This window comes from Photobacterium sp. GSS17 (genome assembly GCF_028621875.1).
In the GTDB taxonomy this organism is placed as follows: Bacteria; Pseudomonadota; Gammaproteobacteria; order Enterobacterales; family Vibrionaceae; genus Photobacterium; species Photobacterium ganghwense.
Map to the genome: position 1 here is coordinate 1,555,558 of NZ_CP117517.1, position 25,120 is coordinate 1,580,677.

Consider the following 25,120-nt stretch of genomic DNA (forward strand, 5'->3'; position numbering starts at 1 on the left):
TGGTGTATGTTTGATTTTGAGTCTGCTTTGAAAAAAGCGGACAACATTATCTTTGAAACCTTTGCCAATGTGACCGTTACGATCGAAGGGAGAGATAACCCTGTTCCTGGCATTTTTGATAACCCATCAGCCATCAGTTCGTTACCAGGCGGCGGCCAAATCTCAGATAGAGACAATGAGCTATTCCTTCAAAGTCACAATGCATCTGGAATATCGCGAAGAACGCTAGTGACTCTGACATTTTCTGATGGCACGGTTAAAACTTACCAGGTTAAGAACCCAGAGCCTGATGGCACTGGCCTCGTGAAGCTGACGCTAGGGAATCATCATGGCGAGCAATCACAACGATCTCCTATTCCATATTGATCCCGAGGAACTTGAGGCTGTTAGGCAAATTCTCGGGGCGACAGAAAGCCAGGTTAAAGCGGCTTACAATCGTGCGCTTGGGCGAACCGCGCAAACATTGCGGAAACTGTCTAAGTCTTTGGTTCGGGATGAGCTTCAGCCAAGAGCGATGAATAAGCTGCGAGAGCGTATCAAGTATTTCCGCATTCGCAGTACCAGCCAGTTGGAAAAACTGGATGAAATCAAATTGTGGTTTGGTCTTGATAATGTGCCGATAGGTATCTTAAAGGGCTCGATGAGACGTCTAGGCACTAAGAAAAAACCAAAGGGGTCACGGTTTACGCCCAAGGGGAAACTACCTTCCAAGCAGTATGATCGTGGATTTATTGCTTCTCCATACGGAAATGGGAAGAAGTCTATCTATATGCGTACTACAAAGCACCGTTATCCGCTAGATGAGGCCAGCGTGGGGATTTCAGACTCCCTTCAAGTCTCAATCGAAGATGAAATTTTTGAGCGTTTGCCGGAAATATTCCTCAAGCATTTTGAAACCGACTTGAAAGGCCGTGTGAAGATGGGAATGAACAGGAAGAACTGGCATGAGTGATGGCATTCATTTAACCAACTATCACGACAAAGTCAGGCAATGGCTGGCAGAGCAATTGGAGTGGGTTGAGTCTGTGGATTATTACCCGGAAACCAAAACCCAGCTGTCCACTCCCTGTTTGTTCTTTGCGGTGATGAACTGGGATCGGGCCGATGACCAGCCCATGAACGGGCAGCTGGCGGTCACATTGAATTGTGAAATCCTTGCTGTTCTTGGCATGGCCGATGAGCAGCTTCAGCTTGAAGTACGTAACGCGGCGATGGCCATTGGCCTGAAGGTTGAAGGCGCCCGTTTTGGTTTGCCGGTAGAACCTGCCGTGTTTATTAGCGCGGAACCCGATGGCTTCAATCCCGAGCTGGATGATTACGCGGTCTGGTCGATTCGGTTTAGCCAGAACGTGGAAGTGGGTGAGGATGCGTTCAAGCCGGAAGGACTGACGCCCGCGATGGTGCGTGTTGGCGTCGCGCCGGAGATTGGGGCGGCACATGAGGCGGATTACGTGCAGGTGGTACCGAATGAGTGAGTTGAATTATATCGTCCGGGATCTGCAGCGGCGGATGGCCAACATGATTCGCCGGGGGCGTGTCCACAGTGTTGATTTCACCCAGGTGCCGCCGCGGGTCAGGGTTGAGTATGCCAAAGGCGCGGTGACTGCCTGGCTACCCTGGGTGTCGGGCCGGGCCTCGAAAAGCAGTCGATCAGACTGGGAACCATTGGCTGTCGGGGAGCAGGTGATCATTCTGTCTGAGTCTGGCGAATTGGCTGCCGGTGTGGTGATCCCCTCTCTGGCCGATGCGTCCAGCCCGGTACCGAGCACCTCGCCCGATGAGCATGTCAGCCGGTATACCGATGGCACGGAGCTCAAATACAACCGCGCCGAACACAAGTTTACCCTTTCGCTGGGTAGCGACGGCAATGCTGAGCTCAACTGCAAAACGTTCTACATCAATGCGGATATCCAGCATGACGGCAACCAGACCACGACCGGTGACATGACCGTCCAAAAGAATGTGACGGCGATAGAGCAGGTGAAAGGGAAGACGGTGACCGACGCCGTGCGGAGCATGGGCGACGACCGGGACATCTTTAACGGCCACACTCACCGCCATGGTGAGCCCAACACCAGTGAGCCAAATTCGCAACAGTAAGGGCAGGTATGAAAGGGATGGATGCTGCGACAGGCCGCGCCCTGAGCGGAATGGAACACCTCAAACAGTCGGTACGGGATATCCTCACCACGCCCATTGGCTCACGGGTAATGCGCCGTGACTACGGGAGCCGCCTGTTCGATTTGATTGATAACCCGGGTAACCCCGAAACGGTGGCGGACATTGTGGCAGAAAGTGCCCAGGCCCTGAAAAAGTGGGAAAAGCGGATTGAGGTGTCCCGGGTTCGGGTGACATCAGCCCGGCCGGGCTCGGTAATACTCACCATCGAGGGGAAATACAAACCCAATGGTGAGCCCATCACATTGGAAGGCATTGAGGTGAGTTAATGGCAGTCGTGAATGTAGACATGAGCCAACTGCCAAAACCTGCGGTGATAGAGCAGTTGGACTATGAACAAATCCTCCAGGAATGGATTGTTCGCTATCAGGGACTCGACCCAGACTACCAGGATGTGAACGAGTCTGATCCGGTTTACAAGCTGATGGAGGTTGCTGCGTTTCGTGAAATGGTGCTGCGTCAGCGCGTGAATGATGGTGCGCATGCCACGATGCTGGCGTATGCGACTGGTACCGACCTGGATATCCGAGGGGCTGATTTTGATGTGGAGCGCCTGGTGATTGATCACGGGGATCCCGAAGCCCTGCCGCCACGCCCGCGCATTATGGAGTCAGATGAAGCGTTTCGGTACCGGATACAGCTATCCAACCGGGCCAAGAACACGGCAGGCAGCGCGGATGATTATGAGTTCTGGGCGCTGTCAGCCGATGGCCGGGTAAAGAGTATTGCCACTGACTCCCCCAAAGGCACGTTAACCGTGACGGTGTCGGTGCTGTCCCATGAAGGGAACGGTACGGCCACCCCAGAGCTTCTCCAGTTGGTTGAAGACACGCTCACGCCAAAAGGCACAAGGCCGCTCAGTGATGAGGTGGTGGTGCAAAGCGCCCACATCAATGAGTTTGCGGTGGAGGCTGAATTGGAGCTGTTTTCGGGGCCGGACCAGGCGGAAGTGTTGAAGGCGGCGCGGCAAAAACTGGATGTCTGGTTAAGTGAATCTCATCGTCAGGGCCTGGATTTAACCTTGGATGGTTTTTATGCCGCGTTGCGGGTACCGGGTGTCTACAAAGTCCATTTAACCTCGCCAGCGGCCGACATCATCAATGACCGATTCAGTGCCGGGTTTGCGTCAAGCATCACACTGACCGCGAGGGTGACCACGTGACGGGAAAAAGCCTGCTGCCACCCAATGCCAGCAAACATGAAAAAGACGTCGAGGCGGTGATTTCACCGCCTCTTTCTTTTCCAAACCGTGATCTCTGGAACCCGGACAAATGCCCTGAGCACCTCCTGCCGCATCTGGCGTGGGCGTTGTCGGTGGATAACTGGGACTCCGCCTGGCCAGTTGAGCGCAAGCGCAAGGTCATCAAAGACAGTCTGTATATTCACCGGAAAAAGGGAACCCGGGATGCGGTCGAGCGGGCCGTGAGCGCCATCCGCGGGGATGACACCAAAATTACCGAGTGGTTTGAAGACAAAGCAAACCTGGCTCCCGGTGAGTTCACGGTGGATTACATATCGACCGGCACCCCGGTTGACGGCTCTGAGCTGGCAAAGCTCGTGCCTGCTATCAACGCGGTGAAAAATGTCCGCAGCACCTTAACCAAAGTCGCCATTACCAGCCGAGTGGAAGCGCCGGAAAAGCATGTTGCCGTGAGCCGGCAAGCGATGCAGCTGAAAGCGGGTCCGTGGATTATTTCGTCAATGGTGAGTTCGTCAAATAACGGCATGGCTTGCATTTCACGCCAGGGCATACAGATCAAGTCCGGCCCGATACCGTTAGTGTTGGAGTAACAAACATGAGTCAACCCCCAGAGAGCCAGCAACAATATGGCTCGATTCTGACCATTCTCGGCGAAAACGCCGAGCAGAACGGTAAGCTGAAGAACAAACAAATCACCTTCACCCATATTGCGATTGGTGATGCCAATGACACCTATGTGCAGCCCGATCGTAAACAGACCGCATTGGTCAATGAGCTGGCCCGTATCCCGGTGAATTCGGTGGATGTGCTGCAGCCCACCCCCGACAGCACCCCGATGTTAAAGGTCGAGGCGATTCTGCCTGATGATGTCAATGACCTGATTATCCGGGAATTTGCCGCCGTGGCGACGTTTGATGGCAATACCTACTTTCATGCGGTGGGTAACTGCGCTCGTATTTATGTCCCCGCCCCGGTCAATAACGGTAACGTCAGCACGCCAGTGACGTTGGAAATGATTTTTGTCATTACCAGTGCCGAGCCGATTGTGGAGATTGATCCGAATGTGGTGACGGCCAGCCGTGAGTGGTCCAGGAATCAATTGCGTTTACTGGAACTTCAACAATATGGCGTGATTTGGCCAGAGAATATAGACAAAGTTTTACCATTGGGATTGCAAAATACGGTTGTCTCATTGCAGGGAGTGACTGGTTTAAGAATTGAATCGGTATCGAATCAACACGGAGTGTTAATTTTTCCCTGGCCTCCCAGCGGTAATTTTGGGGCAACAACCCATACCATTAAAAATATAGAGCCCAATGAAATTGCTGGTTACTATGTAACGACTGAGCATGGTCAGTTTGAATTTGTTACTCGGGATGTGCTTGATTTACGTGGCCATGATTTAGCTTCTCTTAAAAACATTATTGCTTCTGATAAAGCCGTTTATCGAACATCTGTTGCTGATTTTAATGAGCATTTATCAGGTGGAGGTGGCGATTTTGTTTATGACAAATCAGACGCTGAAACAGAAGAAAATGGCATTACCGTAATTACGCCCAAAAATGGGGGGCGGCTAAAAAAGCCAAACCTTTCTCCTATTGCATTATCAGAGGGAAAATGCCGTTCTGGGATAGACAATCGTTCTCACTTACAGAAGCTATTTGCAGTTTCAGTGTCAGAAAAAAGAGCATTGATTATTGATGGGGATTATGAGTTTTCTGGTGTCCTTGATACTGAAAATGTGTCTTTGATAGGACATGGCCGTAGAAAGTCAATATTAAGACCGATGGGGATTGGCAGCCACTTATGGTTGGGCTCATTTCTTGATGCCAGTGATTTTGCAATTATTGGTGATATGAAAAGTAATGGGCTGGTATCTAAAAAAAACGCCGGTCAATGGATACTGGATAATCTCCTCATAACAAATTGTGATAACTCGGTAGAATTATCTGAGACATATATTGGTACATTGCGAGACTGTGAATTAAGGGCGAACAATAAAAATATCGCTACCACGTCAAGAAATGGTGCTGAGGCCAGGGTGAATAATATTCGTTTATTTGGTGGTTCACTCACTCAAGCCAAAGTTGCTGCCATAGATGTCGCCGCGGGTCAGTTTACTAAGAACCTACAATTATATGGAACAAATGTTGAAGATAATGCAGCCGGTATTCGCGCCTATCAAAATCTTGTGGGAGTGCTTTTAAGTGGCGCATGGTTTGAGGAAAATGGCACTCAGATTTATGCAGAAAAAGCGTTTTCTGGTTTTCGAATGTTGGGCGGGACGATGGCCTTTAATAACCCTGATGAAAGGGGACTCGTTTTAGGCGGCAATGTCCAGGCAGGGAATACGTTTGAAGGCGTTGAATTCCAAATCCCAGACCCTCAAGTTCAATTATATTCAGTATTGCATGGCCGTCGGTTAACCATGAAAGAGTGTATTTTCAAAAGGGATGACTTTAATAGGAATGACCCCAATGGATTAGTGCGAATAATTAACAGTGCCGTCGGTGAAGGAGCTCAAAAGTATGGTTATCACACAACAGGTCAAGTGGAAAGTGGGGCAGTTACGCTGCTTCCTGGTGAAACAAAGGCAGTCAGTTTTTCCACGGCATTCTACACGCCTCCCAAAGTTACAACAGGAACACTTGGTGGTGGGGAACGTTCAGAGCCTGTTATGACAGCACCAACAATTAATGGTTTTACTATTACGAATAGAGGTGATGTGACTTCTACCGTTCATTGGCAGGCGTCCGAGGATTGAATATGGCAGTTTTAAATCAAAATTCTGAGAAGATTTATGGTGTTTTATTGCCATATAAAAAAATTGGATTCGTGGGAATTCACGATGAATCAGTTTCAATCAATATTGAGCATAAATTATCTCAAGAATATCTTCCTTTATTTATCGATGATATTTCATTAACACTCGATGAAAGTGCTGAGCTGAGTGAAACGTTAAGGAAGACCATTTATGAATTTATCAAATCTAAAGGGTTAATAAGCGGTTTAGATTGTTAGAGATGTATACACAAGATTCTTAACGGGGCAGCTTGTCCCAAAAGAGGAAATCGTAATGACGCAATTTCTCCATGGTGTGGAAGTCATCGAGATTGATGACGGTTCACGCCCGATTCAAACCGTAAAATCAGCCGTCATTGGTTTGGTTGGTACGGCACCAGGAGCTGCCGCTGCAGTTGCAGCTACGCTCACGCTTGGCAGTGCCATTCTGAATGATGGCATGGTGTTCACTGCTAAGAATGCAGGCACCGAAGGTAATGCAATCAGTATTGAAATCGTAGACCCAGCTGCAGCAGATTCTGCGCTTGCCGTTGAAGTTGACGGCAGCAAAGTTAAGGTCACGCTGGCCACCGATGCCAGCAAAGTGATCACTTCGACTGCAGTCGAAATTAAAGCCGCTATTGAAGCCGATGCAGATGCTACTGCTTTGGTGGGTGTTGCCGTACTTGGTGATGGCAGTGGTGATGTGGCTTCTGCCCCTCGCACTTATCTCACTGGCGGTGAGAATGAGCCATTTCCCCTGTATAAGCCCGTTGCGGTTGCTGGTAGTCGTAAACGTGCTGAAGGCTTGGGTGTTGGCGGTACGCTACCTGCTGCGATTGATGACATCTTTGATCAAACAGGTGCTTTGGTCATTGTGGTTCGCGCCGAAGAAGGTGCGGATGATGCCACTACACAGGCAAACATTATCAAGGCTATGCAGGGTTGGCTTGATAGCCAAACCGAAACCGGATACACCCCGCGCATCCTGGTGGCACCAGAGTTCAGCCAGGTGGATGCGGTATCGAGTGAAGGGGAGGCGAAAGCCAAACGCCTGCGCGCTATCTTCTACTCAGATTGTGAACGTACTGCCAGTTATACCGATGCGATCAAACGTGCCCGCCAGTTCGGTGAGCGGGTTGAAGTGACCTGGCCATGGGTGCGTGTGTTCGACACCGAGCTGGCCAAAGAGATTGATCGTCCCTATTCCGCCCGGGCGGCAGGCCTGCGTGCCCGCATTGATGCGGAGAAAGGTTTCTGGTGGTCGAAGTCGAACCAACAGGTCTATGGCATCGTTGGTACTTCTCAGCCAGTGGATTGGTCGTTGGGGGACGCGAATACCACGGCGAACATGCTGAACGAAAACAAGGTCAGCACCATCATCCGTGAAGGGGGCTTTCGTCACTGGGGGAACCGGACCTGCAGTGTGGATCCTAAGTGGACGTTCGAGCAGACCCGCCGAACGGCAGACATTATCAACGACAGCGTCCAGCGCTCGCACTTGTGGGCGGTAGACCGCAACATCACCAAAACCTACGTGGATGATGTGACGGCCGGGGTCAATGCCTACCTGCGTGAATTAAAGGCGCTCGGGGCGATTCTTGGCGGGGAATGTTGGGCGGATAAAGAGCTGAACACACCTGCGACCATTCAAAAAGGCCTTGTGTACTTTGATTTTGATTTCTGCCCGCCGTATCCGGCTGAGCACATCGTGTTCCGCAGCCGCTTAAACAATGATTATCTGGAAGAGGTATTTAGCTGATGGCAGGGGACAACTTACTGAGCCGCTGGGCTATCTGGGTCGATGGTGTCGGCAAAGCCGGGAATGCCAAAGAGTACACGCCACCGGTGCTTGAGGTGCTGACCTCTGACTTTCAGGCCGGTGATATGGACATGCCGATCCCTGTGGATGATGGCATGGCAGGCATGGAGTCCAGCTTTTCCCTGTTCGGGATGGATATCACGGTGCTGCCGCTGTTCGGGTTGCGCCAGGGGTCACGAACGTCGGTGTCGGTGCGTTCGACCTATACCGACCTGTACGGTAACAGTTATGACCTGGTTGAAGAGCTGGGCGGCATGATCACCAAGATTGAGCGTGACACCCAGGACACCGGCAGCCAGCGTGACAAGGCCATGAAAGTGACCATGAAACTGGATTATTACAAAGTGGTGCGGTCTGGTGCCGTGCTGATTGAAATTGACCCGGTTAACCACGTTCGCAAATTGGGCGGCATCGATGTCCTTGAGGGCATCCGCGCCATCCTGCAACTCGCCTAACACCCTGCGCCCGCGGTCGCATTCGTTTTATGGCCGCTTATGCGGCCTTTTTTATTGGAGTGACATCATGACATACCCAGCCGCTGAAAAAAAAGAAGTGAAACTGGACTATCCCGTGACGGTAGGCAGCCAGACCATTGAGGTGCTTGCCCTGCGCCGTCCGAAGGTTCGCGATCAGCTGATTGCGGACAAACAGAACAAGAGCGACGCCGACAAAGAAGTGCATTTAATGTCGCTGTTAGCCGAAGTGGACCCCGTCGTGATCCAGGAGCTGGATCTGGATGACTATACGGAGGTGCAAAAAGTCATCGTGGGTTTTCGCCAGAAGCGCTCAGCGAGCGGCACATCCAGCGAGGGTTGATCGCGTTGGCCAGCTACACCGGCTGGTCACTCTCTGAATTGTTGGATCTGCCATTGAACACGTTCACGGAATTCATTGAACTGCTGCCTAAAAAGGAAAAATCAGATGGTCACGCAAAACCTTAAAACGGTGGTTACCCTTGGCGGTACCGTGGATGGCAGTTTCAATAAAATGGGCTCTGCGTTCAATGAGTCTATGGGGAAGGCAACCAAAACGGTCAAGGAGCTTGAGCGGGAGCAGGGCAAGCTCACCAAATCGATCCGGAAGTCAAAATTAGCCGGTGCCGATGTCAGCTTGCTCACCCGCCGGTATCAGCAGCTGGGTGAGGAGCTGGATGATGCCCGGCTAAAAGCCGAGGCCTTTGAAGAAGCGTCCGGGCTGGGCGACCGCTTACTTGGGATTGGCGCGGCAGGCGCGACCGCCGTGGGGGGTATCTGGGCCACGACCACGGCGATCACCGGCTTAATGACCGTCACCAATGACAGCACCGCCACCCTGGCGGGGATGGCCAAGTCCTATGACATGAGCATTGAGCGCTTCCAGGCATGGAGTGGGGTCGCCCAGCAGGCAGGCCTGAACGGGGAGCACATCGGTGACCTGATTGAAGAGCTCAGCAACAAGTTCGGTGAGTTCAAAGCCTTGGGCGAACAGTCATCGGTGGCGGATGTGTTTGGGGCGTTGGGGATCGATGAAGCCATGATGGATGGCATGGCGGCGGCCGACCAGTTTGAGTTCATCATGGCACGCCTGCAAGGGGTGACGGATAAGCAGCAAGCCGCTTCCTTGGCGGACATGCTCTTTGGCGGTGAAGGGAACAAGGTCACCACCTATATCCGCAATACGGGGAAAAGCCTGAATGCGTTGCTGGATGAGCAGCGCCAGTTCAACATGCTGACCGAGGAAGGTGCGAGTGGTGCGGTCGCGTATGGCCAGTCATTCAAAAACCTCAGAACGGTCATCAGTTCAGCCTGGCAGGAAATCTCAGGCATCGTTGGCGGTGAAATGGCGGGCGATATCCAACAGCTTGGCCAAACTGTCAGCCAGTACGTCTGGGAGAACAAGGAGGACGTGGTCGGCACATTAAAAACGATGGTCTACGGTGCCAAAGATTTTGCCGTGGCCGTGTGGAATGTGGGTGCCACGGTTAACCGGGTGGTGCAGATCTTCGGTGGCTGGGAAACGGTGGGCCTGGCGGTTGCCTCCCTGCTGGCTGGCAAGTTGGTGATGGGGCTGGGCAGTATGATAGCCACCGGATACCAGGCGGCTAAAGCCATCGGTGCGATGAAAGTCGGGATGGCTGGTTTTAATGCGGTCATGGCCGCCAACCCGATTGGGTTAACCGTGGCAGCGGTCAGTGCGCTTATCTTCGCAGGTATTCAGCTTTATCAAAACTGGGATGCTGTCACAGGGTGGTTTAGCCAAAAACTGACCTGGTTCAAGACCGAGTTTCCGGCCACCTTCAACGTCATCAAGACGCTGTTTGATTGGTCGCCCCTGGGGCTGATTGTTAACCATTGGGCGCCGATCACGGGATTCTTTACTGATCTCTGGGGCGGCATCACCGGGATCTTCGATGTGAGTCTCGCCAAGATCTCAGGCATTTGGGACACCGTCAGCGGCTGGATGGATTCGCTGACGTTCTGGGATAGCGATTCCCCGGCACCGCAGGTGAAATCTTATCACCAGATTCAGCAGGACGCTGCCCAAAGCCGAACGGTTGCCGCCATCAACAGTTCCTATCCCGCCAGTAAAGGCCACACGGTTCACCAAAGTGTGGGTGAAATTAAAGTGTATGCCGCCCCGGGGCAATCCCCGGCAGACGTGGCGCAGGCTGTTCACTCTCAGCTTGGCGGTTACCAGGACAGTGCGCTCTATGATTTACCGGAGGCAGGCTAATGGCTCAAGTCATGTTGTCCCTGGGCGGTTTCAAGTTCCACATTGATGCCGCCGCTTACAATGAACTGGTCAGAACGTGGCAGTGGCGCTGGCATGCCCAGTCTCGGATTGGCCAGTCTGATCTGCTGCAGTACACCGGCAAAGCCGCCGTGAAGATTTCGCTGAACGGGCAAATCGCGACCACGTTCCGGGAGGTCGGCACCCATCAGATAGAGAAATTGGCCGCAATGGGCAATGAGTACAGACCTCAGCTGCTCGTCAGCGGCCTTGGCGATGTCATGGGGTATTGGGTGATGACAGATTTAAGTGAAACCAATACCAAATTCATCAAAGGTGGCCTGCCAAGGCGCCAGTCGTTTACTCTGGAGTTAGCATTTTATGGCGATGACCTACAGAACCCGTGAAGGGGACATGCTTGATGCCATTTGCTGGCGTCATTACGGGCGGGAAAACGCCGTGATTGAGGTGCTAAACGCCAACCCGGGTCTGGCAGACCGTGGGGCCATTCTGCCTAGTGGCATTCAAATCACGCTGCCTGACCTGCCGCCTCCTGTAGCTAAGGAGTCCTCAAGCTTATGGGATTAGATTACCGCCCGGATTTTTCCCTCTCAGCGGATGGCAACGACATCACGACTGCCATCCAGCGAAACCTGATCAGCCTGACCCTAACGGATAATGCCGGTAGTGAGTCGGATCGCCTTGCCATTACTGTGAGCCTGCCTGACACCGTGGCCACCCCGAAGAAAGGGGCTGTCCTGCGCCTTGGGTTGGGGTTTAATGGTGAGTTGATTGATAAAGGGCAGTTTGTGGTGGATGAGGTGACCTCCAGTGGCCCACCCAGGCGGGTTCAGATAGTGGCGAACGCCGCCCCGATGGATAACCGCAAGCAGCCCGGGAGTTTGCAGACCCAGAAAACCCGCAGTTTCGATGACGTTAGCCTGGGGGATTTAGTGAAAACTGTGGTGTCTGAGCACGGCCTGGTACCGCGGGTCAGCAGCGAGCTGGCCAGCCTCACGCTGACCCATATTGATCAGGTCGGTGAGAGTGACATGAACCTGCTTACCCGGCTGGCGAAGCGCTATGGGGCAGTCAGCAAGCCAGCGAATGGCTATTGGCTGTTTCTGAAAGAGGGAGAGGGGAAATCGGCATCAGGAAAGGCACTAAAGAACATCACACTCCACCCTCACCAAGTGACGACCTGGCAGTGTCGGTTCAGCAGCCGGAATGATGTCCGCCGGGTGGTGGCTACCTACCATGACCTGGAGAGCGGCGATACGAAGGAAGTCTCGACAGGAATCGGTGAGCCTGAATTCAAGATTGTTTATACGTATCCGAACTATGAAGAAGCCAAAGCTGCAGTGGTTGCACGTGCCAAACAGGTCAAAGCTGGCAGTGATACGCTGGACGTTACCCTGCCAGCAAGAGCATCACTGATGGCCTTGGTCGCTGAAGGTCATGTAACCCTAGATGGCTTCGGTGATGTGGAAGACGGAAAATGGCGCGTTAAGGTGGTTGAGTGGTCACTTAGTGAAACCGGGCTGCAGCTGAGGATTTCTGGTGACCACGGCGCCAGCTAAGAAGAAATCTACATTATTTAAATAGCCCCATTTTAGCCCCGCGGGATAGGGGCTAATAAATAAGGTTATGATTTTAAAGTATTTATACCCTATCTTACCGGATATGTTCGAAACTTGGTACAAGATGGCGAGCCTGATCCAATCAGGTCTGGATCTGAACCCAATTATCACTCACCACTTCAAGGTTGATGACTTCCAAAAAGGCTTCGACGCCATGCGTAGCGGGCGTTCCGGCAAGGTCATCCTTGATTGGGAATAAGATTGAGAGCGCTCCGGAAGGGGCGCTTTTTCATTTCTACGGTGCTGTATGCATAAACAGTGAAATGGAAGATGGGGCGGTATTTAGCCCCATGAATGGTCCCATTTTGGTCCCATCACGGTCCCACGGATGGTCCCATCTAGTCCCATAGCAAGTTAGAAACGATAACCTACCTCCCTCGGGTCATAAGGATCTACATTGACTCATAAGACTTCCGACCGAGCACTTGTCATTTAATTTATGACTATGCTCTCATGCTCCCTTTGAGTAACCAGGAATGCCGCCGAAACAGTGATCATTATGGCTACCTGTAACTCGACTATACTCACCTACATCAACTTAAGTCTTAAAATAGCCTTTATTAATTTTATCAGTTAGTTATGAGTGCTTTATGAGCTCTTGATATTAAGTTTGTTACATTAGTTTAAGGAAAGAAGACCGCAAACGGATTTGTGAGAGGATACATAACCCTAAGTGAGGAGATAACGCCATGGCTTCTACAAACGGTATGATAGATCCTGATGATGTACTGATGCTGCTCATCGACCATCAAAGTGGTTTATTTAACACGGTGAAAGACATCCCAGTAGCTGATTTACGTAACAATGCGATAGCACTTGCAAAAACGGCCACCCTGTTAAACATTCCTGTTTTAACGACTGCCTCGGTACCCGATGGTCCCAATGGTCCATTGATTCCCGAAATTCATGAATCGGCCCCACACGCACAATATATTCCTCGTACTGGCCAGGTTAATGCTTGGGACAACCCGCCTTTCGTTGAAGCTATCGAAAACTCAGGGCGAAAAACGTTAGTGATTGCCGGTACGCTAACTAGCGTATGTCTTGCCTTTCCTTCCATAAGTGCCGTAGAGGCGGGCTATAAAGTTTATGCTGTAGTCGATGCTTCAGGGAACTGGAGTAAAATGGCAACAGATTTAACCATTGCTCGACTCGCTCAAGCTGGCGCTATCCCCGTGGATACCTTTGCGATTTTGGCTGAATTGTTCAGAACCTGGAACCGTCCGGAAGGTTCGCAATTTGCACAACTAATCTGTCAGTTACTTCCTGAGTATCAATGTTTGATTGAGAGTTATGAAAAATCTCAAGCCATTGCGAAATCTGGCCCAGAGACTTTCTTGGATAAGTATCAGTAGGGAAGTGATTGAGATTAGAACGACGCAATAAATATTCTGCCGTACATGTTCCATATTGGGATGTGATAAACAGCTAACATACCCTAGACAGTTCCAAAACGAGCAAACTACTGCCATGGGGAGTCTTGAAATCTCAACCAATAACTCATCTATATGATGATGCAAAGGAGTCTGATACCGTAATCATCTCGCTGTTGGCGCTGCTACAAATGGCTTATGCAGATGCTGTATTCGCTCAGCAAGGCATGACATGGTATGGAAGTGGAGGCTGGGGACACCATTCTACTTATGGGATGATGTTCGACAATAAAGCCATGACGGAAATCACTGGTGAAGTGGTATCGGTGGTTCGGATTACGATGATGCATCAAATGCACGAAGGCGTACACCTGACCGTCAAGACCAGCGATGGCAACATGCCAGTTTTAGGCCCGGCTTGGTACCTCGAAAAATAAGATGTGAAAATTATGCCTGGGGACAATGTTGTCATCAAAGGGTCTCGAATCACCTTTGATGACGAGCCGACTCTGATTGCTTCCGAAGTTCGCAAAGGAAATGATGTTTTAGTGTTACGAGATTCGGAAGGTTACCCGGTTTGGAGTGGCTGGAGACGGCAATAGCGAAACTGTGGCTAGACCATGAACTATTTGCAATCGGATATGTATATTCTCACCCGCTGGTGACACTTCAGTGCCGCCAGCTGCTCATACCACTTTTTCTAGCTTATGATGACAGCATTCTATGGTTTCGAAACAACGCAAGTTATGCTGTTTGAAAAAGCGCTTCATCGCACAAAGTTTTAGTCAGGTGGACATTAGCTTTGGATTTTTATTCGTTTTTTAGCGAGCGACTAGTGGAGGGGCGAAACCATTTTCAACGCTACAACTTAAACAATCAGCTAAAATTCATATAGCTTGTCAAAGTCGCGTTTATCAAGAATATCTTCGATTTTTCTTCTGGTTTTATGGATGTTCTTGTTATCAGCCGCTTCTGATTTTGTCTTTTCTTTTTCTTTATTTTTTATTGTTTTTTTAGTCTTTTTCATGCGAGCCTGCTACTCATAAAATTATATTTAGGAAATCTTGAAAGTGCCTAGTTGCGTTCCTGTACCTGATACAATACATCCCTGCTGTCTTTTTCAGAAGATGAAAATAGGAGGTTTTAATGGCTGGAGTAAATTCTTGGAAGAATGTGACGTCGTAAGATGTCACTATTTAACTGATGTATTTTTGTTGACTAGCGTATTCTTTCATTTTAAGAATAAAATTCTATGTTAAACATAAGCTACGCTTGTCGACTGTGAGTTTTTATCAAATGATTTTTTATACCAGTATCGCTGGCGACTTGTTCTACGAGACAATAAAAATCCAGATTATTTTAGGGGGATGGAAAACTGTGAAAGGAGATAGGTGCAATGTTTTCACATTACACCTGAAATTTTTAAATCGCTGATACATTTGTTGCTTGTGGGCCTTTCTGGCCTTGTTCAACATTGAAGCTGACTTTTTGGCCTTCAACAAGCGTTCTGAAACCTTCAGATGCAATAGCTCTGAAATGAACAAACACGTCAGGTCCGCCATTATCTTGTGTAATGAAGCCGAAGCCTTTAGTTTCGTTGAACCACTTTACTGAACCAGTTGTTTTAGTAGACATAGATACCTCTGAGATATAAATAAAATTGAAAACTGCGAGCAAATGCTATTTTTTAAAACCATGAAGAAAAGCTATCGCAGGAGCTAGACGAAGGTATCGAAAGGAAACTGGGAAAAAGCTTGTACTAAATATTTATTAATAGCCCGTTTGCAAGAGCTACGAACACTATACAGGTTGTATTGAAAATAGACAGTATTATTTTTGGTTTTTTGAACACTTTTTTATTTTCTGATGGTGTTTTTAGTTAAGCTTATGATTTTGTTATTTTTTGTAGTTGGTGGAAAGCGTTAATATAAAACTTGTTGTATGTTGGTTTTTGAAGTGTTGAAAGATAATTCCGATATTCATGTCAGTTGAGAGGCGTTGTTAACTATGTTTTTAAATATGATAGAGCATGAGGAAAAAGCAAAGATCCCATAATTTGTAAGTATGTCTATCTGGAAAATTTCGTCAAAACCTTTAGTGACTTTCATCTTCGATAATGAAAATGATATGCGCGAAGGTAATATAATATACTGAAATAATTTTGATTATGAAAATAAAGTGAGAAAATTCTATCTATTTAGGGTAATCAGTGTATAGTGAAAATAGCTCTTAAACGTGAGCTATTTATGAAACATTTAGTTCAAGTATCTTCTTAGTTTTCTTTCGATTCACTTCGTTATACTACTCCTGAGGCAACTTAATCTTTATCTTCCATACAATAGTTTCAGTTTTTAACTATTAATGAGGTATTTATGTCTAATAAAGCAACAGGTTCAGTAAAGTGGTTCAACGAAACTAAAGGCTTTGGTTTCATCTCTCCAAACAATGGTGGAGCAGATTTATTCGTCCACATTAATTCTATAGCTTCAGAAGGTGTCAGAAATCTTTCTGTAGGTCAAAAAGTAACATTCAATATAGAGCAAGGCGGTAAAGGTCCGCAGGCTACAAGTGTTTTAGTCAATTAGCCTGATTCTAGAATATTCCAATCTAAATGGAAACCATACTTCAGTAAATTAATGAACGTTTATTAATGTCGAATTTTTGCTAACTATATTATTTATTCTGTTGGCAATTTTTTCATTCTTAAATAAATATATTAATTGATTGATGTTTATATATTTGAAGTGAATGAATACTTTAAACTGAAATTCCGTTGTAGTTATGAATTTCAACATAGGAACACGAAATGAAAAAAAATCGAGAAAAACATCAGAAGAAGGCGTGGAAGAACGGTCATGAAGCAAAATTTGAGCAGATGGTTGGAGAATACCAAAACGCTAAAGCAATGCTTGACTCCATGAAGGTAGGTACGACTGAATACAGCCAGCATCAAAAACACTGTGACTCTCTCTTCGCAAAAGCCGAACGTTTTTTTAAGCAGCATCAATAATTCAAGATAATTAATTAACAATCATGGGCTTACCATGATGTAAGGCATGATTAACCTTTGTACTGCATTCCTCAAAATTTGGATATGCTCCTTACAACAGGCTATCTTTCCATTCCTGAGTGCACCTGTGCTGAACCATCTGCGCCACAAAGTGTGTTTGGTAGCATGGTTATACGGATAAGGTTCAGCTCCACTCTAAAAATGTGAGCTCAAACCTGGCTCAAAACCCAATGCATACTGTATAAACCGCCTATATGGCGGTTTACTTGTGTTGAGTGTTTTTTAACCCATAAAATGAAAGTAATAGCTATATTACGGAACAACACTACTCATTAAAGTAAGCATGCTGCTTACGTTGGATAACAAGGAAATACGCATGTCCGCAGAAAATGAAAAACAAGAAGTTACTGTTGTAGATATAAAAATGCCATTTACGTCTATGGTTATTTTCTTAGTTAAACTCGCTATTGCATCAATTCCGGCCGTTATAATTTTGAGCATTATTTTTGCTCTATTGATGGCTGTTTTTGGCGGGATGTTCCACGGGATGGGCCGATATTAAATCCGATAAAGCCCAAAGCATGTACTGATCTTCCAGCAAACCACTGTTGCTGTACTTCTAGTAATTGGTCGGCAAACTAGCTAAGTCACACTTGAATAAGAGTGTTGGGAGAGGCGTGATGCTCAGTAGAGACCAGTTCATCCTGAATTGTCTTAATGCTGCACCATACGGACAGGAAGCAATTAAAGAGATTGTTGCTGAGGTTGTGTCTGATCCTGCAAAAATCGTCGCTGTTCTTGGTGAGCAAGAGCATGCGGGAATTTATCCGCTGTATCAGTCACCGACTCTGACCATCATCAACTTCACGTGGGCACCTTATATGAGTCTGATGCCGCATAATCATCAGATGTTTTCTGTCGTCGGCATCTATTCGGGGCGGGAAGACAATATCTTCTGGCAAATAAATGATAGGAACCTTGCAGCCGTTGGCGCGAAATCACTTGGCGCAGGTGACGTAGTGATACTGGACAAAACCGCCATTCACTCAGCGCTGAACCCAATAGGTAAAATGACTGGTGCCATTCATGTTTATGGGGGCGACTTTTTTTCACCAATAGAACCCAGAAGTGAGTGGGACCACGAAACCTTAGTAGAACGTCCTTGGGACGTAGAACGGGTGAAATCAATTTTTAGAGATGCAGAAGAGCGGTTTTACTCTTCTACAATACGGTCTCGCTTCCAGCGAGAAACGATAATCTACCATCCTTGAGTCATAAGGATCTACACTGACTCATAAGACTTCCGACCGTGTACTTATCATATAAGAAGAGGTAAACCTCTTTATGACCCTACTTTCATGCTTTTATGAGTCATCAGAAATACCGACGAGACAGTGGTTTCTATGGCTACCTATTAGGCGAGGGAGATAGACACGATGCCATACAAATTGAACACTATTATTTGTAGTACTCGCCCTGGTCGAGTTGGTCCATCAATTGCCCGATGGTTTGATGAATTTGCCAATCAACATGATGAGTTCAATAGCAACTTGGTTGATTTAGCAGACGTTGGACTACCAATGTACGATGAACCCAATCATCCATCTTTAAAACAATACCAAAACAGCCACACTAAGGCATGGTCGCGATCCGTTGAAGCGGCTGATGCATTCGTTTTTGTTTTACCCGAGTACAACTACTGCCCACCGCCAAGCTATTTTAATGCACTCGATTATGTGTACAAGGAGTGGAATTATAAGCCCTGCGGTTTTGTGAGTTACGGAGGTGTATCGGGAGGCCTGCGTTCAGCACAATTGGCAAAACAATTGGCGACCACCGTAAAAATGATGCCAATGATGGAGGGCGTGATGGTACAAATGGCCAGCTCCCTGATTGATGAAAATGGTAATTTTAGTCCAGCCAAACACCATGAATCATCGGCAACAGCCATGCTGAATGAATTGGCAAAATGGACCCGAGCCCTTAAAACCATTCGATAGGAGCTTTTCATAAAGCCAGTAATGACTATTGGTGAAAAACACATTTTATTTTCATGGGTATTCTGGCTCGTAAACTAAAATTGGCAAGCAGATAGCCAATAAAGCCCTCAACATGAACTGAATGTTCAGAAACCCACTATGGCTATACTATAGTAATTGTCGGCAAACTAGCTAAGGCACACCTGAAGAAGAGTGTGGGAGATGTCGTGATGTTCAGTCGAAACCAGTTTATCCTGGATTGCCTTAATGCTGTCCAAGACGGACAGGAAGCAATTAAAGAGATTGTTGCTGAGGCAGTGTCTGATCCTTTAAAAGTCGTTACGGTTCTTGGTGAGAAAAAGCATGCGGGAATTTATCCGCTGTATCAATTTTAGATGCCATTATCTTTGCAGTGTGACCCAACCTCACCAGTTCACGAGCCCAATAATGGGAAGCTCCACAGGCTTCCATCCCGACAATGGCTGGCGGGATATTGGCAAAGGTCGAAAGGACTTTAGAGCGAGTTATTGTTTTATGGATCAGTACCTTTCCTTGCTCATCTTCGCCGTGGATACTGAACGAATGTTTGGCTAAATCAATGCCATAAATTGATAGTGACATGGTGTCCTCCAAGGACGGTAGTCAGACTTACCCAGTGCCTGATGAGGGGGAGTCCATGTCATTCGTTATACCGCTTTAACTTAGGCACAGAGCACCGTATCAAGTGAGTGTTAGCTCTAGTTTACAAAAAAACCGTCAGATGACGGCTTTTAAATTAATTATCAGTAGCTTAAGCACAGCACTTTTTGTATTTTTTCCCACTTCCGCAAATGCACGGCTCATTACGGTTTGGTGTTTTGTCATAGGTAATAGTTTTAGGCTTGTTTAATAGCGTATCAAGCTCAACTGTGCTTTCTGGTTGGTTTGAGTCTATGACAATATGGGCCACTATTGAGTGCTCAGAAAGCAATGTTTCGATCTCTGCTTTACGAGCCTCGGTTGGGACGACAACATTGATTGGAGCTTCTTCAGTGCCTGCTTTTACATCACGATTTACGTTGTAGCCTGAAATGACGTGGTTTTGTCTAGCATCGATTCGACCTTTGAAAAATAGTTTGGACATTTGAAACTCACTGATGATTGGTGTGGTGTAATTTGGCCGCGATTATACGGGACTATGGCAATTGATAAAGAAGTTCCTACGTTGTGCATCGGTTCACGATATCGCAAACGGTTCTATAGGGGCTGCCAGCGCGTGGCGCTCTCAGTTGTTCAAATCAGTAGTTGTGATTACGGTTGTGATTTTGAGTTCAGGGTATTGCGTTGTCAGCCCTTTAACCTGGCTACATGGACTCCTCCAGGTTGTCAACAACAGTGTCAGGTGATGGACGGTTTGGGACTGCCGCTCTATATTCGGTCTGTTTATTAGCTTTTGATGCCATGACCCTGTGACCCTACGCGGTTGCGGTTCCTCATTCGTTAGAAGGCTCTACAGTGCCCGCCGCATTATCAGGTTCTCCCGTACCGCAAAAGGTCTTAACCTTACATCATCATTGGCTATTGCAATGACCCGGTGAAGTCAGCTATTCCGTTAGAAAACAGCTTGGTTTTATATAGGTTGGTATTCGCTGTTATTGCTGAGCAGCGATCATATTATCCGAGCATTTTGGGCGGCCAGAGCAACAATGGCCCGTTTAACACCCCGCCGCTCGGCTTCAGATGCCATTATCTCTGCAGTGTGGCACAACTTAACCCGTTCACGAGCCCACTAATGGGAAGCTCCGCATGCTTCCATTCCAACAATGGATGGGGGATAGTGGCAAACGTTGAGAGGACTTTTGAGCGAGTTATTGTTTTATGGTTCAGTACCTTGCCTTGCTCATCTTCACCGAGGATACTGAACGAATGTTTGGCCAAATCAATGCCAGAGACAGATGGTGGTATTCAGGCAAAGCCTTGTAAGTTTCACCTGTAGATAGGCGTGAGTGCCTATCCATAACCTTCCCATTACCTCTGCCCATAAACCGTCCTGTGCTATCGCTAACAACGGGCTTTCAGACCCGTTTTATTATGGGGTGATGCCACTGGCAGAAACTGATATACTCCACGCTCATCACGAAAAGTCGTTCAGGCAGGAAGCGTGGCTTTGACCCTGAAACGGCTTTTTTAATGCTTGAAAGACCTAATTATTGGAACAGTACATTGATTTCAACAGCTAACATCACAATGCAGTTTGGCGATAAGCCTCTGTTTGAGAACATTTCCGTTAAATTTGGTGAAGGTAACCGTTACGGCCTGATCGGTGCGAACGGTTGCGGTAAGTCGACGTTCATGAAAATTCTTGGCGGCGAACTGGAGCCTTCTGCCGGTACTGTTTCCAAGGATCCTAATGAACGCATGGCGAAACTGGGCCAGGACCAGTTTGCATTTGAAGCGTACACCGTTGTTGATACCGTGATCATGGGTCACAAAGAACTGTGGAAAATCAAAGAAGAGCGCGATCGTATTTACGCAATGCCGGAAATGTCTGAAGACGACGGTATGCGTGTTGCTGACCTGGAAGTAGAATTCGCCGAAATGGACGGTTACTCTGCTGAAGCGCGTGCCGGTGAGCTGCTGCTGGGTCTGGGTATTCCTGAAGATCTGCATTTCGGTCTGATGAGTGCAGTTGCTCCGGGCCTGAAAGTTCGTGTTCTGTTGGCGCAGGTTCTATTTGCTGACCCGGAAATCATGCTGCTTGACGAACCGACGAACAACCTGGATATCCACACGATTGCCTGGTTGGAGCGCGTTCTGCTTGAGCGTAACTGCACCATGATTATTATTTCGCACGACCGTCACTTCCTGAACAGCGTTTGTACTCACATGGCTGACCTGGATTACGGTGCACTGCGCTTGTTCCCTGGTAACTATGATGAGTACATGGTTGCGGCGACTCAGGCGCGTGAGCGTCTGCTGGCTGATAACGCGAAGAAAAAAGCACAAATTGCAGAGCTGAATACCTTCGTGAGCCGCTTCTCTGCTAACGCCTCTAAAGCTAAACAGGCGACTTCACGTCTGAAGCAGATCGACAAGATCCAGCTGGAAGAAGTGAAAGCGTCAAGCCGTCAGAACCCGTTCATCCGTTTCGAGCAGGAAAAAGAACTGTTCCGTAACGCGCTGGAAGTGGAAGGTCTGAAACAGGGCTATGGTGACAACATCCTGATTAACGGCGTTAACCTGATGGTTGAAGTGGGTGAGCGCATTGCGATCATCGGTGAGAACGGTATTGGTAAATCCACGTTCCTGAATACGCTGGCCGGTGCAATGGAACCGATGTCAGGTATGGTGAAGTGGTCTGAAAATGCCAATATTGGCTTCTACGCGCAGGATCACTCTGCAGACTTCGATACCGATATGAACCTGCTGGACTGGATGGGTCAGTGGAAAAATGAAGGCGAAGATGAGCAGACCGTTCGTGGTATTCTGGGTCGTATGCTGTTCTCACAAAATGACATCAAGAAATCTGTACGTGTGATTTCTGGTGGTGAGCAAGGCCGCATGTTGTTTGGTAAGCTGATTATGCAACGACCAAACATCCTGCTGATGGATGAGCCAACCAACCACATGGATATGGAATCTATCGAATCGCTGAACCTGGCGCTGGAAAACTACAAAGGCACACTGCTGTTTGTTTCCCATGACCGTCAGTTTGTATCATCTATCGCGACGCGTATCATCGAAATCACGAAAGACGGTATTGAAGACTTCCACGGTACTTACGATGAGTACCTGGCGAAGAAAGGCCTGGAAGGCTAATTTTCAATACGCTTAACTGTATGTCGTCATCGACGAGCCAAAGCCGCCTTATGGGCGGCTTTTTAACACTGGCGGGTTTCGATGAGTCAGACTGATAAAATCAAACGTTATAGAGCCAAACCATTGCGCTTAATTAAGTGGAGCCAAAATGAAAATCTGGGTCGATGCTGATGCCTGTCCAAATGTCATCAAAGAAATTCTGTTTCGAGCGGCAAATCGGGTAGGTATCCCAGTGACACTGGTAGCCAATCAGTTCATTCGTGTGCCGCCTTCCCCGCACATTAAGTCCATTCAGGTCGAATCTGGCTTTGATGTGGCAGACAATTATATTGTTCAGCAGGCAGAGCAGGGTGATTTGGTTATAACTGCCGATATTCCGCTGGCAGACGAAGTGATTACCAAAGGAGCGTTAGCTCTTAATCCCCGTGGCGAAATGTATACCAAAGACACCATAAAGCAGCGCCTGCAAATGCGTGACTTTATGGAAACCATGCGCAGTTCCGGTATCCAGACCGGTGGACCTGCTCCTCTGAGTCAGGCCGACCGTCAGAACTTCGGTAATCAGCTGGATCGGTACCTGAGCCGCTATAAAAAGGCGTAATCTTACTTCGACCTGAATAGCGAGCCAGCCATAGCCATCATTGCTAAGGTAATGTGGAGCCGTTGAGCTCTTCCCGTTTTATTCGCGGCGAATGACCAGTGTGGCCTCAAGAATCACAGGCGTTTGAAGTTCTTGCTCAATCGCCTGTTTGATGTTGTCGAGATCCTGCTCGCTCAGAGCATGCGGTGTCATGATTTCTAAACTCAGTTCCAGCGGTTTCACATCCCGTGCACTGACCTGCCGCAGCACAACCTGATTGATAGTCAGCCCCTCCAGAGCTTTGATGATTTTTGCTTCGTGCGATAAATGCACAAAGCTAATCAGCAGTGGCACACTCACAATAAAAACTGCCAGCAGGGCAACGGCAAGCCCTTTTTTTGCCCGGGTGAAGGGGGCGAACCCCAGCATCAGAAAGGTGACTGATGCAGAAAGAACAATGCCTGCCAGGTTGGTTAAAAACAGCAGTAAAGCCCCCCAAGCGACATGAAGATCTGCCCAGCCAATCCCAATGCCGGTCACGGCCAGAGGGGGCACCAGAGCCACCGCAATAGCCACGCCCGCCAGGCTTTTTGACGCGTCGATTCTGGCATGTGCATAAGCGCCCGCAATACCGGAAATGACGGCAACTCCCAGATCCAGTAAGTTAGGACTGAGACGGGCCTGAATCTCCGGTGTCACAATTTCCATCGGCAGGATAAAGCTGGCCAGCGCAGCGAAACTGGTGGCCATCAGCAGGCCAGTTAGCAGGGTTTGTGAGCTGGCACTCAGCAGTGAGGTGTCCTGCCTGACTAAGGCCATCGCGAGGGAAATGATTGGAGCCATTAACGGTGCCAGAATCATTGCGCCGATGATCACGGGGGCTGAACTGGCAAATAGCCCAATGCTGGCCAGCAGGGTAGACAGCACCATGAGGGTCAGGAAAGAGGGTGTCGCCGACGCATTTTCCCGCAGCAATTGATACAGTTCTCTAAATTCATCAGTGGCCGCGTGCGTAATGAAAGGCAGTGGCTTATCAATCATGGCGGCAATTGCCCCTCCGGCCGGTAAGTTAACAATTTTCCGGCTTTCTTTGCTGCTACCGGGGTTGTCACTTACCGGAAGAGGCTCACCGCCCAGAATACACAAGCTGCGGGGGGTTGTTTCAATAATCAGCTCTTGGGCTGTACTTTCAATCCCGTCCTGAAGGAAGGTCATCGGATTTTGCACGCACAGCATCAGCGTGCGTGATTTGATAAAACCGAGTAAACCCGGTAGACGGGGATCCCGGCGAAATGGGGCCGTAATAAATAACCGTACCAGTTCCATAATGCTGTGTGGTGCCAGCACAATCGCATGGCACATGCCGTCATTGACACTGGAGGTACTGAGAATATTGCGTGATAACGCCGTGCCATGAGCATGGGAAATGATCAACGTGCCTATTGCGGCAGTTTCCACTGTATTCTCGCTTTCCGTCGTAATCGTAAATTTCGCCGGAATGAAGGTTTTGACTTTACTGAGGTTGACGAAGACTTTTTTCAGCTTTTCCTGCCAGTTCAGGTTTTGGCGATTCAGGCCAAAGATGCTGCCTCGTCCCAGAATAACGGTATCGAGCACGACACTGCCGTTGCAGCGTAACACATCAACATGAAGGGGCTTTGCGTCACAGGCCAACTGAATGGCGTTATCAAGTTGTTTGGGGATACCAAAACCACGGCATGCATGACCGGCTTCCGGGTGCGGAAGAATCGCCAGTTGCCATTGATGAGCGACAGCCGCATCAATAATCGCTGGGATATGAGCATCACTGATATAGACAAATACCCGGCAGTCTGGTGTCAGCGTAATGGGTTCCACTGATGGCCAGATGACAGGCAAAAGGGTGTCGCTGAATAATGGGATGACTTCTTTGCTGACATTGTCTTTGTCGGATGCTGAAAAAAGAAGAAAGGTATCCGCCATGCTCTCCTCCGGGAGAAGAAAGTGTCTCAGCCTGCATTCGGGGTGGCATGTTAAGAATGCTCTTGAAACAAAAGGGCTTGTACAGCG

The 25,120-nt window shown here is 48.4% G+C and carries 29 protein-coding genes and 2 pseudogenes; 26 read left to right on the forward strand and 5 right to left on the reverse strand.

Annotated elements, in window-relative coordinates; all coding sequences use genetic code 11:
- Positions 1 to 6: 6 nt before the first annotated feature.
- The 19 genes and pseudogenes from PGW97_RS06895 (at position 7) to PGW97_RS06985 (ending at position 14,141) form a co-directional block, all read left to right on the forward strand.
- A complete protein-coding gene (locus tag PGW97_RS06895; RefSeq protein WP_107193795.1) occupies positions 7 to 366 on the forward strand; it encodes a head-tail joining protein in 360 nt (119 codons plus the stop codon).
- Complete coding sequence (locus PGW97_RS06900) at positions 329 to 952, forward strand: phage tail protein (RefSeq protein ID WP_047885561.1); 624 nt, start codon at positions 329 to 331, stop codon at positions 950 to 952. Before PGW97_RS06895 ends, PGW97_RS06900 begins: the two co-directional genes overlap by 38 nt.
- Positions 945 to 1,475: a hypothetical protein gene (locus PGW97_RS06905; protein WP_273859429.1), complete on the forward strand. Its 531-nt coding sequence runs from the start codon at positions 945 to 947 to the stop codon at positions 1,473 to 1,475. The genes PGW97_RS06900 and PGW97_RS06905 overlap by 8 nt, the downstream gene beginning before the upstream one ends.
- The gene (locus PGW97_RS06910; RefSeq protein ID WP_273859430.1) at positions 1,468 to 2,100 is read left to right on the forward strand and encodes a phage baseplate assembly protein V; all 633 of its coding nucleotides are present in this window, start codon (positions 1,468 to 1,470) and stop codon (positions 2,098 to 2,100) included. The genes PGW97_RS06905 and PGW97_RS06910 overlap by 8 nt, the downstream gene beginning before the upstream one ends.
- 8 nt (positions 2,101 to 2,108) lie before the next feature.
- Complete coding sequence (locus PGW97_RS06915) at positions 2,109 to 2,447, forward strand: GPW/gp25 family protein (protein WP_047885558.1); 339 nt, start codon at positions 2,109 to 2,111, stop codon at positions 2,445 to 2,447.
- Positions 2,447 to 3,340: a baseplate assembly protein gene (locus tag PGW97_RS06920; protein ID WP_273859432.1), complete on the forward strand. Its 894-nt coding sequence runs from the start codon at positions 2,447 to 2,449 to the stop codon at positions 3,338 to 3,340. The genes PGW97_RS06915 and PGW97_RS06920 overlap by 1 nt, the downstream gene beginning before the upstream one ends.
- The gene (locus PGW97_RS06925; protein WP_273859433.1) at positions 3,337 to 3,969 is read left to right on the forward strand and encodes a phage tail protein I; all 633 of its coding nucleotides are present in this window, start codon (positions 3,337 to 3,339) and stop codon (positions 3,967 to 3,969) included. Before PGW97_RS06920 ends, PGW97_RS06925 begins: the two co-directional genes overlap by 4 nt.
- Positions 3,970 to 3,974: 5 nt before the next feature.
- Positions 3,975 to 6,143: a phage tail-collar fiber domain-containing protein gene (locus PGW97_RS06930; protein WP_273859434.1), complete on the forward strand. Its 2,169-nt coding sequence runs from the start codon at positions 3,975 to 3,977 to the stop codon at positions 6,141 to 6,143.
- A 2-nt stretch (positions 6,144 to 6,145) separates the two neighbouring features.
- Positions 6,146 to 6,400, forward strand: coding sequence for a hypothetical protein (locus tag PGW97_RS06935; RefSeq protein WP_273859436.1), 255 nt, complete (start codon positions 6,146 to 6,148; stop codon positions 6,398 to 6,400).
- Positions 6,401 to 6,455: 55 nt separating this feature from the next.
- Entirely contained in the window at positions 6,456 to 7,922 is a 1,467-nt protein-coding gene (locus tag PGW97_RS06940; RefSeq protein ID WP_273859438.1) for a phage tail sheath C-terminal domain-containing protein, read from the forward strand.
- The gene (locus PGW97_RS06945) at positions 7,922 to 8,437 is read left to right on the forward strand and encodes a phage major tail tube protein (RefSeq protein ID WP_273859440.1); all 516 of its coding nucleotides are present in this window, start codon (positions 7,922 to 7,924) and stop codon (positions 8,435 to 8,437) included. Before PGW97_RS06940 ends, PGW97_RS06945 begins: the two co-directional genes overlap by 1 nt.
- A 67-nt stretch (positions 8,438 to 8,504) precedes the next feature.
- Entirely contained in the window at positions 8,505 to 8,798 is a 294-nt protein-coding gene (locus PGW97_RS06950) for a phage tail assembly protein (RefSeq protein ID WP_273859442.1), read from the forward strand.
- Between the two features lie 105 nt (positions 8,799 to 8,903).
- Positions 8,904 to 10,694, forward strand: coding sequence for a phage tail protein (locus PGW97_RS06955; RefSeq protein WP_273859444.1), 1,791 nt, complete (start codon positions 8,904 to 8,906; stop codon positions 10,692 to 10,694).
- Positions 10,694 to 11,098, forward strand: coding sequence for a phage tail protein (locus tag PGW97_RS06960; RefSeq protein WP_047885551.1), 405 nt, complete (start codon positions 10,694 to 10,696; stop codon positions 11,096 to 11,098). Before PGW97_RS06955 ends, PGW97_RS06960 begins: the two co-directional genes overlap by 1 nt.
- Complete coding sequence (locus PGW97_RS06965) at positions 11,073 to 11,279, forward strand: tail protein X (protein WP_443147111.1); 207 nt, start codon at positions 11,073 to 11,075, stop codon at positions 11,277 to 11,279. Before PGW97_RS06960 ends, PGW97_RS06965 begins: the two co-directional genes overlap by 26 nt.
- Positions 11,270 to 12,271 carry a contractile injection system protein, VgrG/Pvc8 family gene (locus PGW97_RS06970; RefSeq protein WP_273859447.1) on the forward strand — a complete coding sequence of 334 codons (1,002 nt, stop codon included), beginning with the start codon at positions 11,270 to 11,272 and terminating at the stop codon, positions 12,269 to 12,271. Before PGW97_RS06965 ends, PGW97_RS06970 begins: the two co-directional genes overlap by 10 nt.
- Before the next feature lie 100 nt (positions 12,272 to 12,371).
- Positions 12,372 to 12,530, forward strand: a pseudogene (tdh, locus tag PGW97_RS06975) (L-threonine 3-dehydrogenase); the annotation flags it as partial.
- A 490-nt stretch (positions 12,531 to 13,020) separates the two neighbouring features.
- Positions 13,021 to 13,686, forward strand: coding sequence for a hydrolase (locus PGW97_RS06980; protein ID WP_217394280.1), 666 nt, complete (start codon positions 13,021 to 13,023; stop codon positions 13,684 to 13,686).
- Between the two features lie 125 nt (positions 13,687 to 13,811).
- Positions 13,812 to 14,141: a hypothetical protein gene (locus PGW97_RS06985; RefSeq protein ID WP_273859448.1), complete on the forward strand. Its 330-nt coding sequence runs from the start codon at positions 13,812 to 13,814 to the stop codon at positions 14,139 to 14,141.
- Positions 14,142 to 14,584: 443 nt separating this feature from the next.
- On the opposite strand, the gene PGW97_RS06990 is transcribed toward PGW97_RS06985, so the two are convergent.
- Together PGW97_RS06990 and cspE are read right to left on the reverse strand one after the other, a co-directional pair.
- A complete protein-coding gene (locus PGW97_RS06990) occupies positions 14,585 to 14,731 on the reverse strand; it encodes an adenosine deaminase (RefSeq protein WP_273859449.1) in 147 nt (48 codons plus the stop codon).
- Positions 14,732 to 15,126: 395 nt separating this feature from the next.
- The gene (cspE, locus tag PGW97_RS06995; RefSeq protein WP_217394274.1) at positions 15,127 to 15,339 is read right to left on the reverse strand and encodes a transcription antiterminator/RNA stability regulator CspE; all 213 of its coding nucleotides are present in this window, start codon (positions 15,337 to 15,339) and stop codon (positions 15,127 to 15,129) included.
- A 737-nt stretch (positions 15,340 to 16,076) separates the two neighbouring features.
- Between cspE and PGW97_RS07000 the strand changes: the two genes are divergently transcribed.
- The 5 genes from PGW97_RS07000 to PGW97_RS07020 all read left to right on the forward strand — a co-directional run bounded on the left by PGW97_RS07000 (position 16,077) and on the right by PGW97_RS07020 (position 18,714).
- A complete protein-coding gene (locus PGW97_RS07000) occupies positions 16,077 to 16,289 on the forward strand; it encodes a cold-shock protein (RefSeq protein ID WP_273859450.1) in 213 nt (70 codons plus the stop codon).
- Between the two features lie 221 nt (positions 16,290 to 16,510).
- The gene (locus PGW97_RS07005) at positions 16,511 to 16,714 is read left to right on the forward strand and encodes a hypothetical protein (RefSeq protein ID WP_273859451.1); all 204 of its coding nucleotides are present in this window, start codon (positions 16,511 to 16,513) and stop codon (positions 16,712 to 16,714) included.
- 376 nt (positions 16,715 to 17,090) lie between these two features.
- The gene (locus PGW97_RS07010) at positions 17,091 to 17,276 is read left to right on the forward strand and encodes a hypothetical protein (RefSeq protein ID WP_217394270.1); all 186 of its coding nucleotides are present in this window, start codon (positions 17,091 to 17,093) and stop codon (positions 17,274 to 17,276) included.
- A 118-nt stretch (positions 17,277 to 17,394) separates the two neighbouring features.
- Positions 17,395 to 17,985 carry a hypothetical protein gene (locus PGW97_RS07015; RefSeq protein ID WP_273859452.1) on the forward strand — a complete coding sequence of 197 codons (591 nt, stop codon included), beginning with the start codon at positions 17,395 to 17,397 and terminating at the stop codon, positions 17,983 to 17,985.
- Positions 17,986 to 18,150: 165 nt separating this feature from the next.
- Positions 18,151 to 18,714: an NADPH-dependent FMN reductase gene (locus PGW97_RS07020; RefSeq protein ID WP_217394266.1), complete on the forward strand. Its 564-nt coding sequence runs from the start codon at positions 18,151 to 18,153 to the stop codon at positions 18,712 to 18,714.
- A gap of 369 nt (positions 18,715 to 19,083) precedes the next feature.
- On the opposite strand, the pseudogene PGW97_RS07025 reads toward PGW97_RS07020, so the two are convergent.
- Together PGW97_RS07025 and PGW97_RS07030 are read right to left on the reverse strand one after the other, a co-directional pair.
- A pseudogene (locus PGW97_RS07025) lies at positions 19,084 to 19,314 on the reverse strand (IS110 family transposase); the annotation flags it as partial.
- A 169-nt stretch (positions 19,315 to 19,483) separates the two neighbouring features.
- Positions 19,484 to 19,816, reverse strand: a complete 333-nt coding sequence (locus PGW97_RS07030; RefSeq protein ID WP_047885546.1) for a PBPRA1643 family SWIM/SEC-C metal-binding motif protein — start codon at positions 19,814 to 19,816, stop codon at positions 19,484 to 19,486.
- Positions 19,817 to 20,895: 1,079 nt separating this feature from the next.
- Between PGW97_RS07030 and PGW97_RS07035 the strand changes: the two genes are divergently transcribed.
- The gene (locus PGW97_RS07035) at positions 20,896 to 22,491 is read left to right on the forward strand and encodes an ABC-F family ATPase (protein ID WP_047885712.1); all 1,596 of its coding nucleotides are present in this window, start codon (positions 20,896 to 20,898) and stop codon (positions 22,489 to 22,491) included.
- 148 nt (positions 22,492 to 22,639) lie between these two features.
- Complete coding sequence (locus PGW97_RS07040) at positions 22,640 to 23,092, forward strand: YaiI/YqxD family protein (RefSeq protein WP_047885545.1); 453 nt, start codon at positions 22,640 to 22,642, stop codon at positions 23,090 to 23,092.
- A 78-nt stretch (positions 23,093 to 23,170) separates the two neighbouring features.
- Here PGW97_RS07040 and PGW97_RS07045 read toward each other — a convergent pair whose 3' ends face one another.
- The gene (locus tag PGW97_RS07045; RefSeq protein ID WP_047885544.1) at positions 23,171 to 25,033 is read right to left on the reverse strand and encodes a TIGR00341 family protein; all 1,863 of its coding nucleotides are present in this window, start codon (positions 25,031 to 25,033) and stop codon (positions 23,171 to 23,173) included.
- Between the last annotated feature and the right edge of the window lie 87 nt (positions 25,034 to 25,120).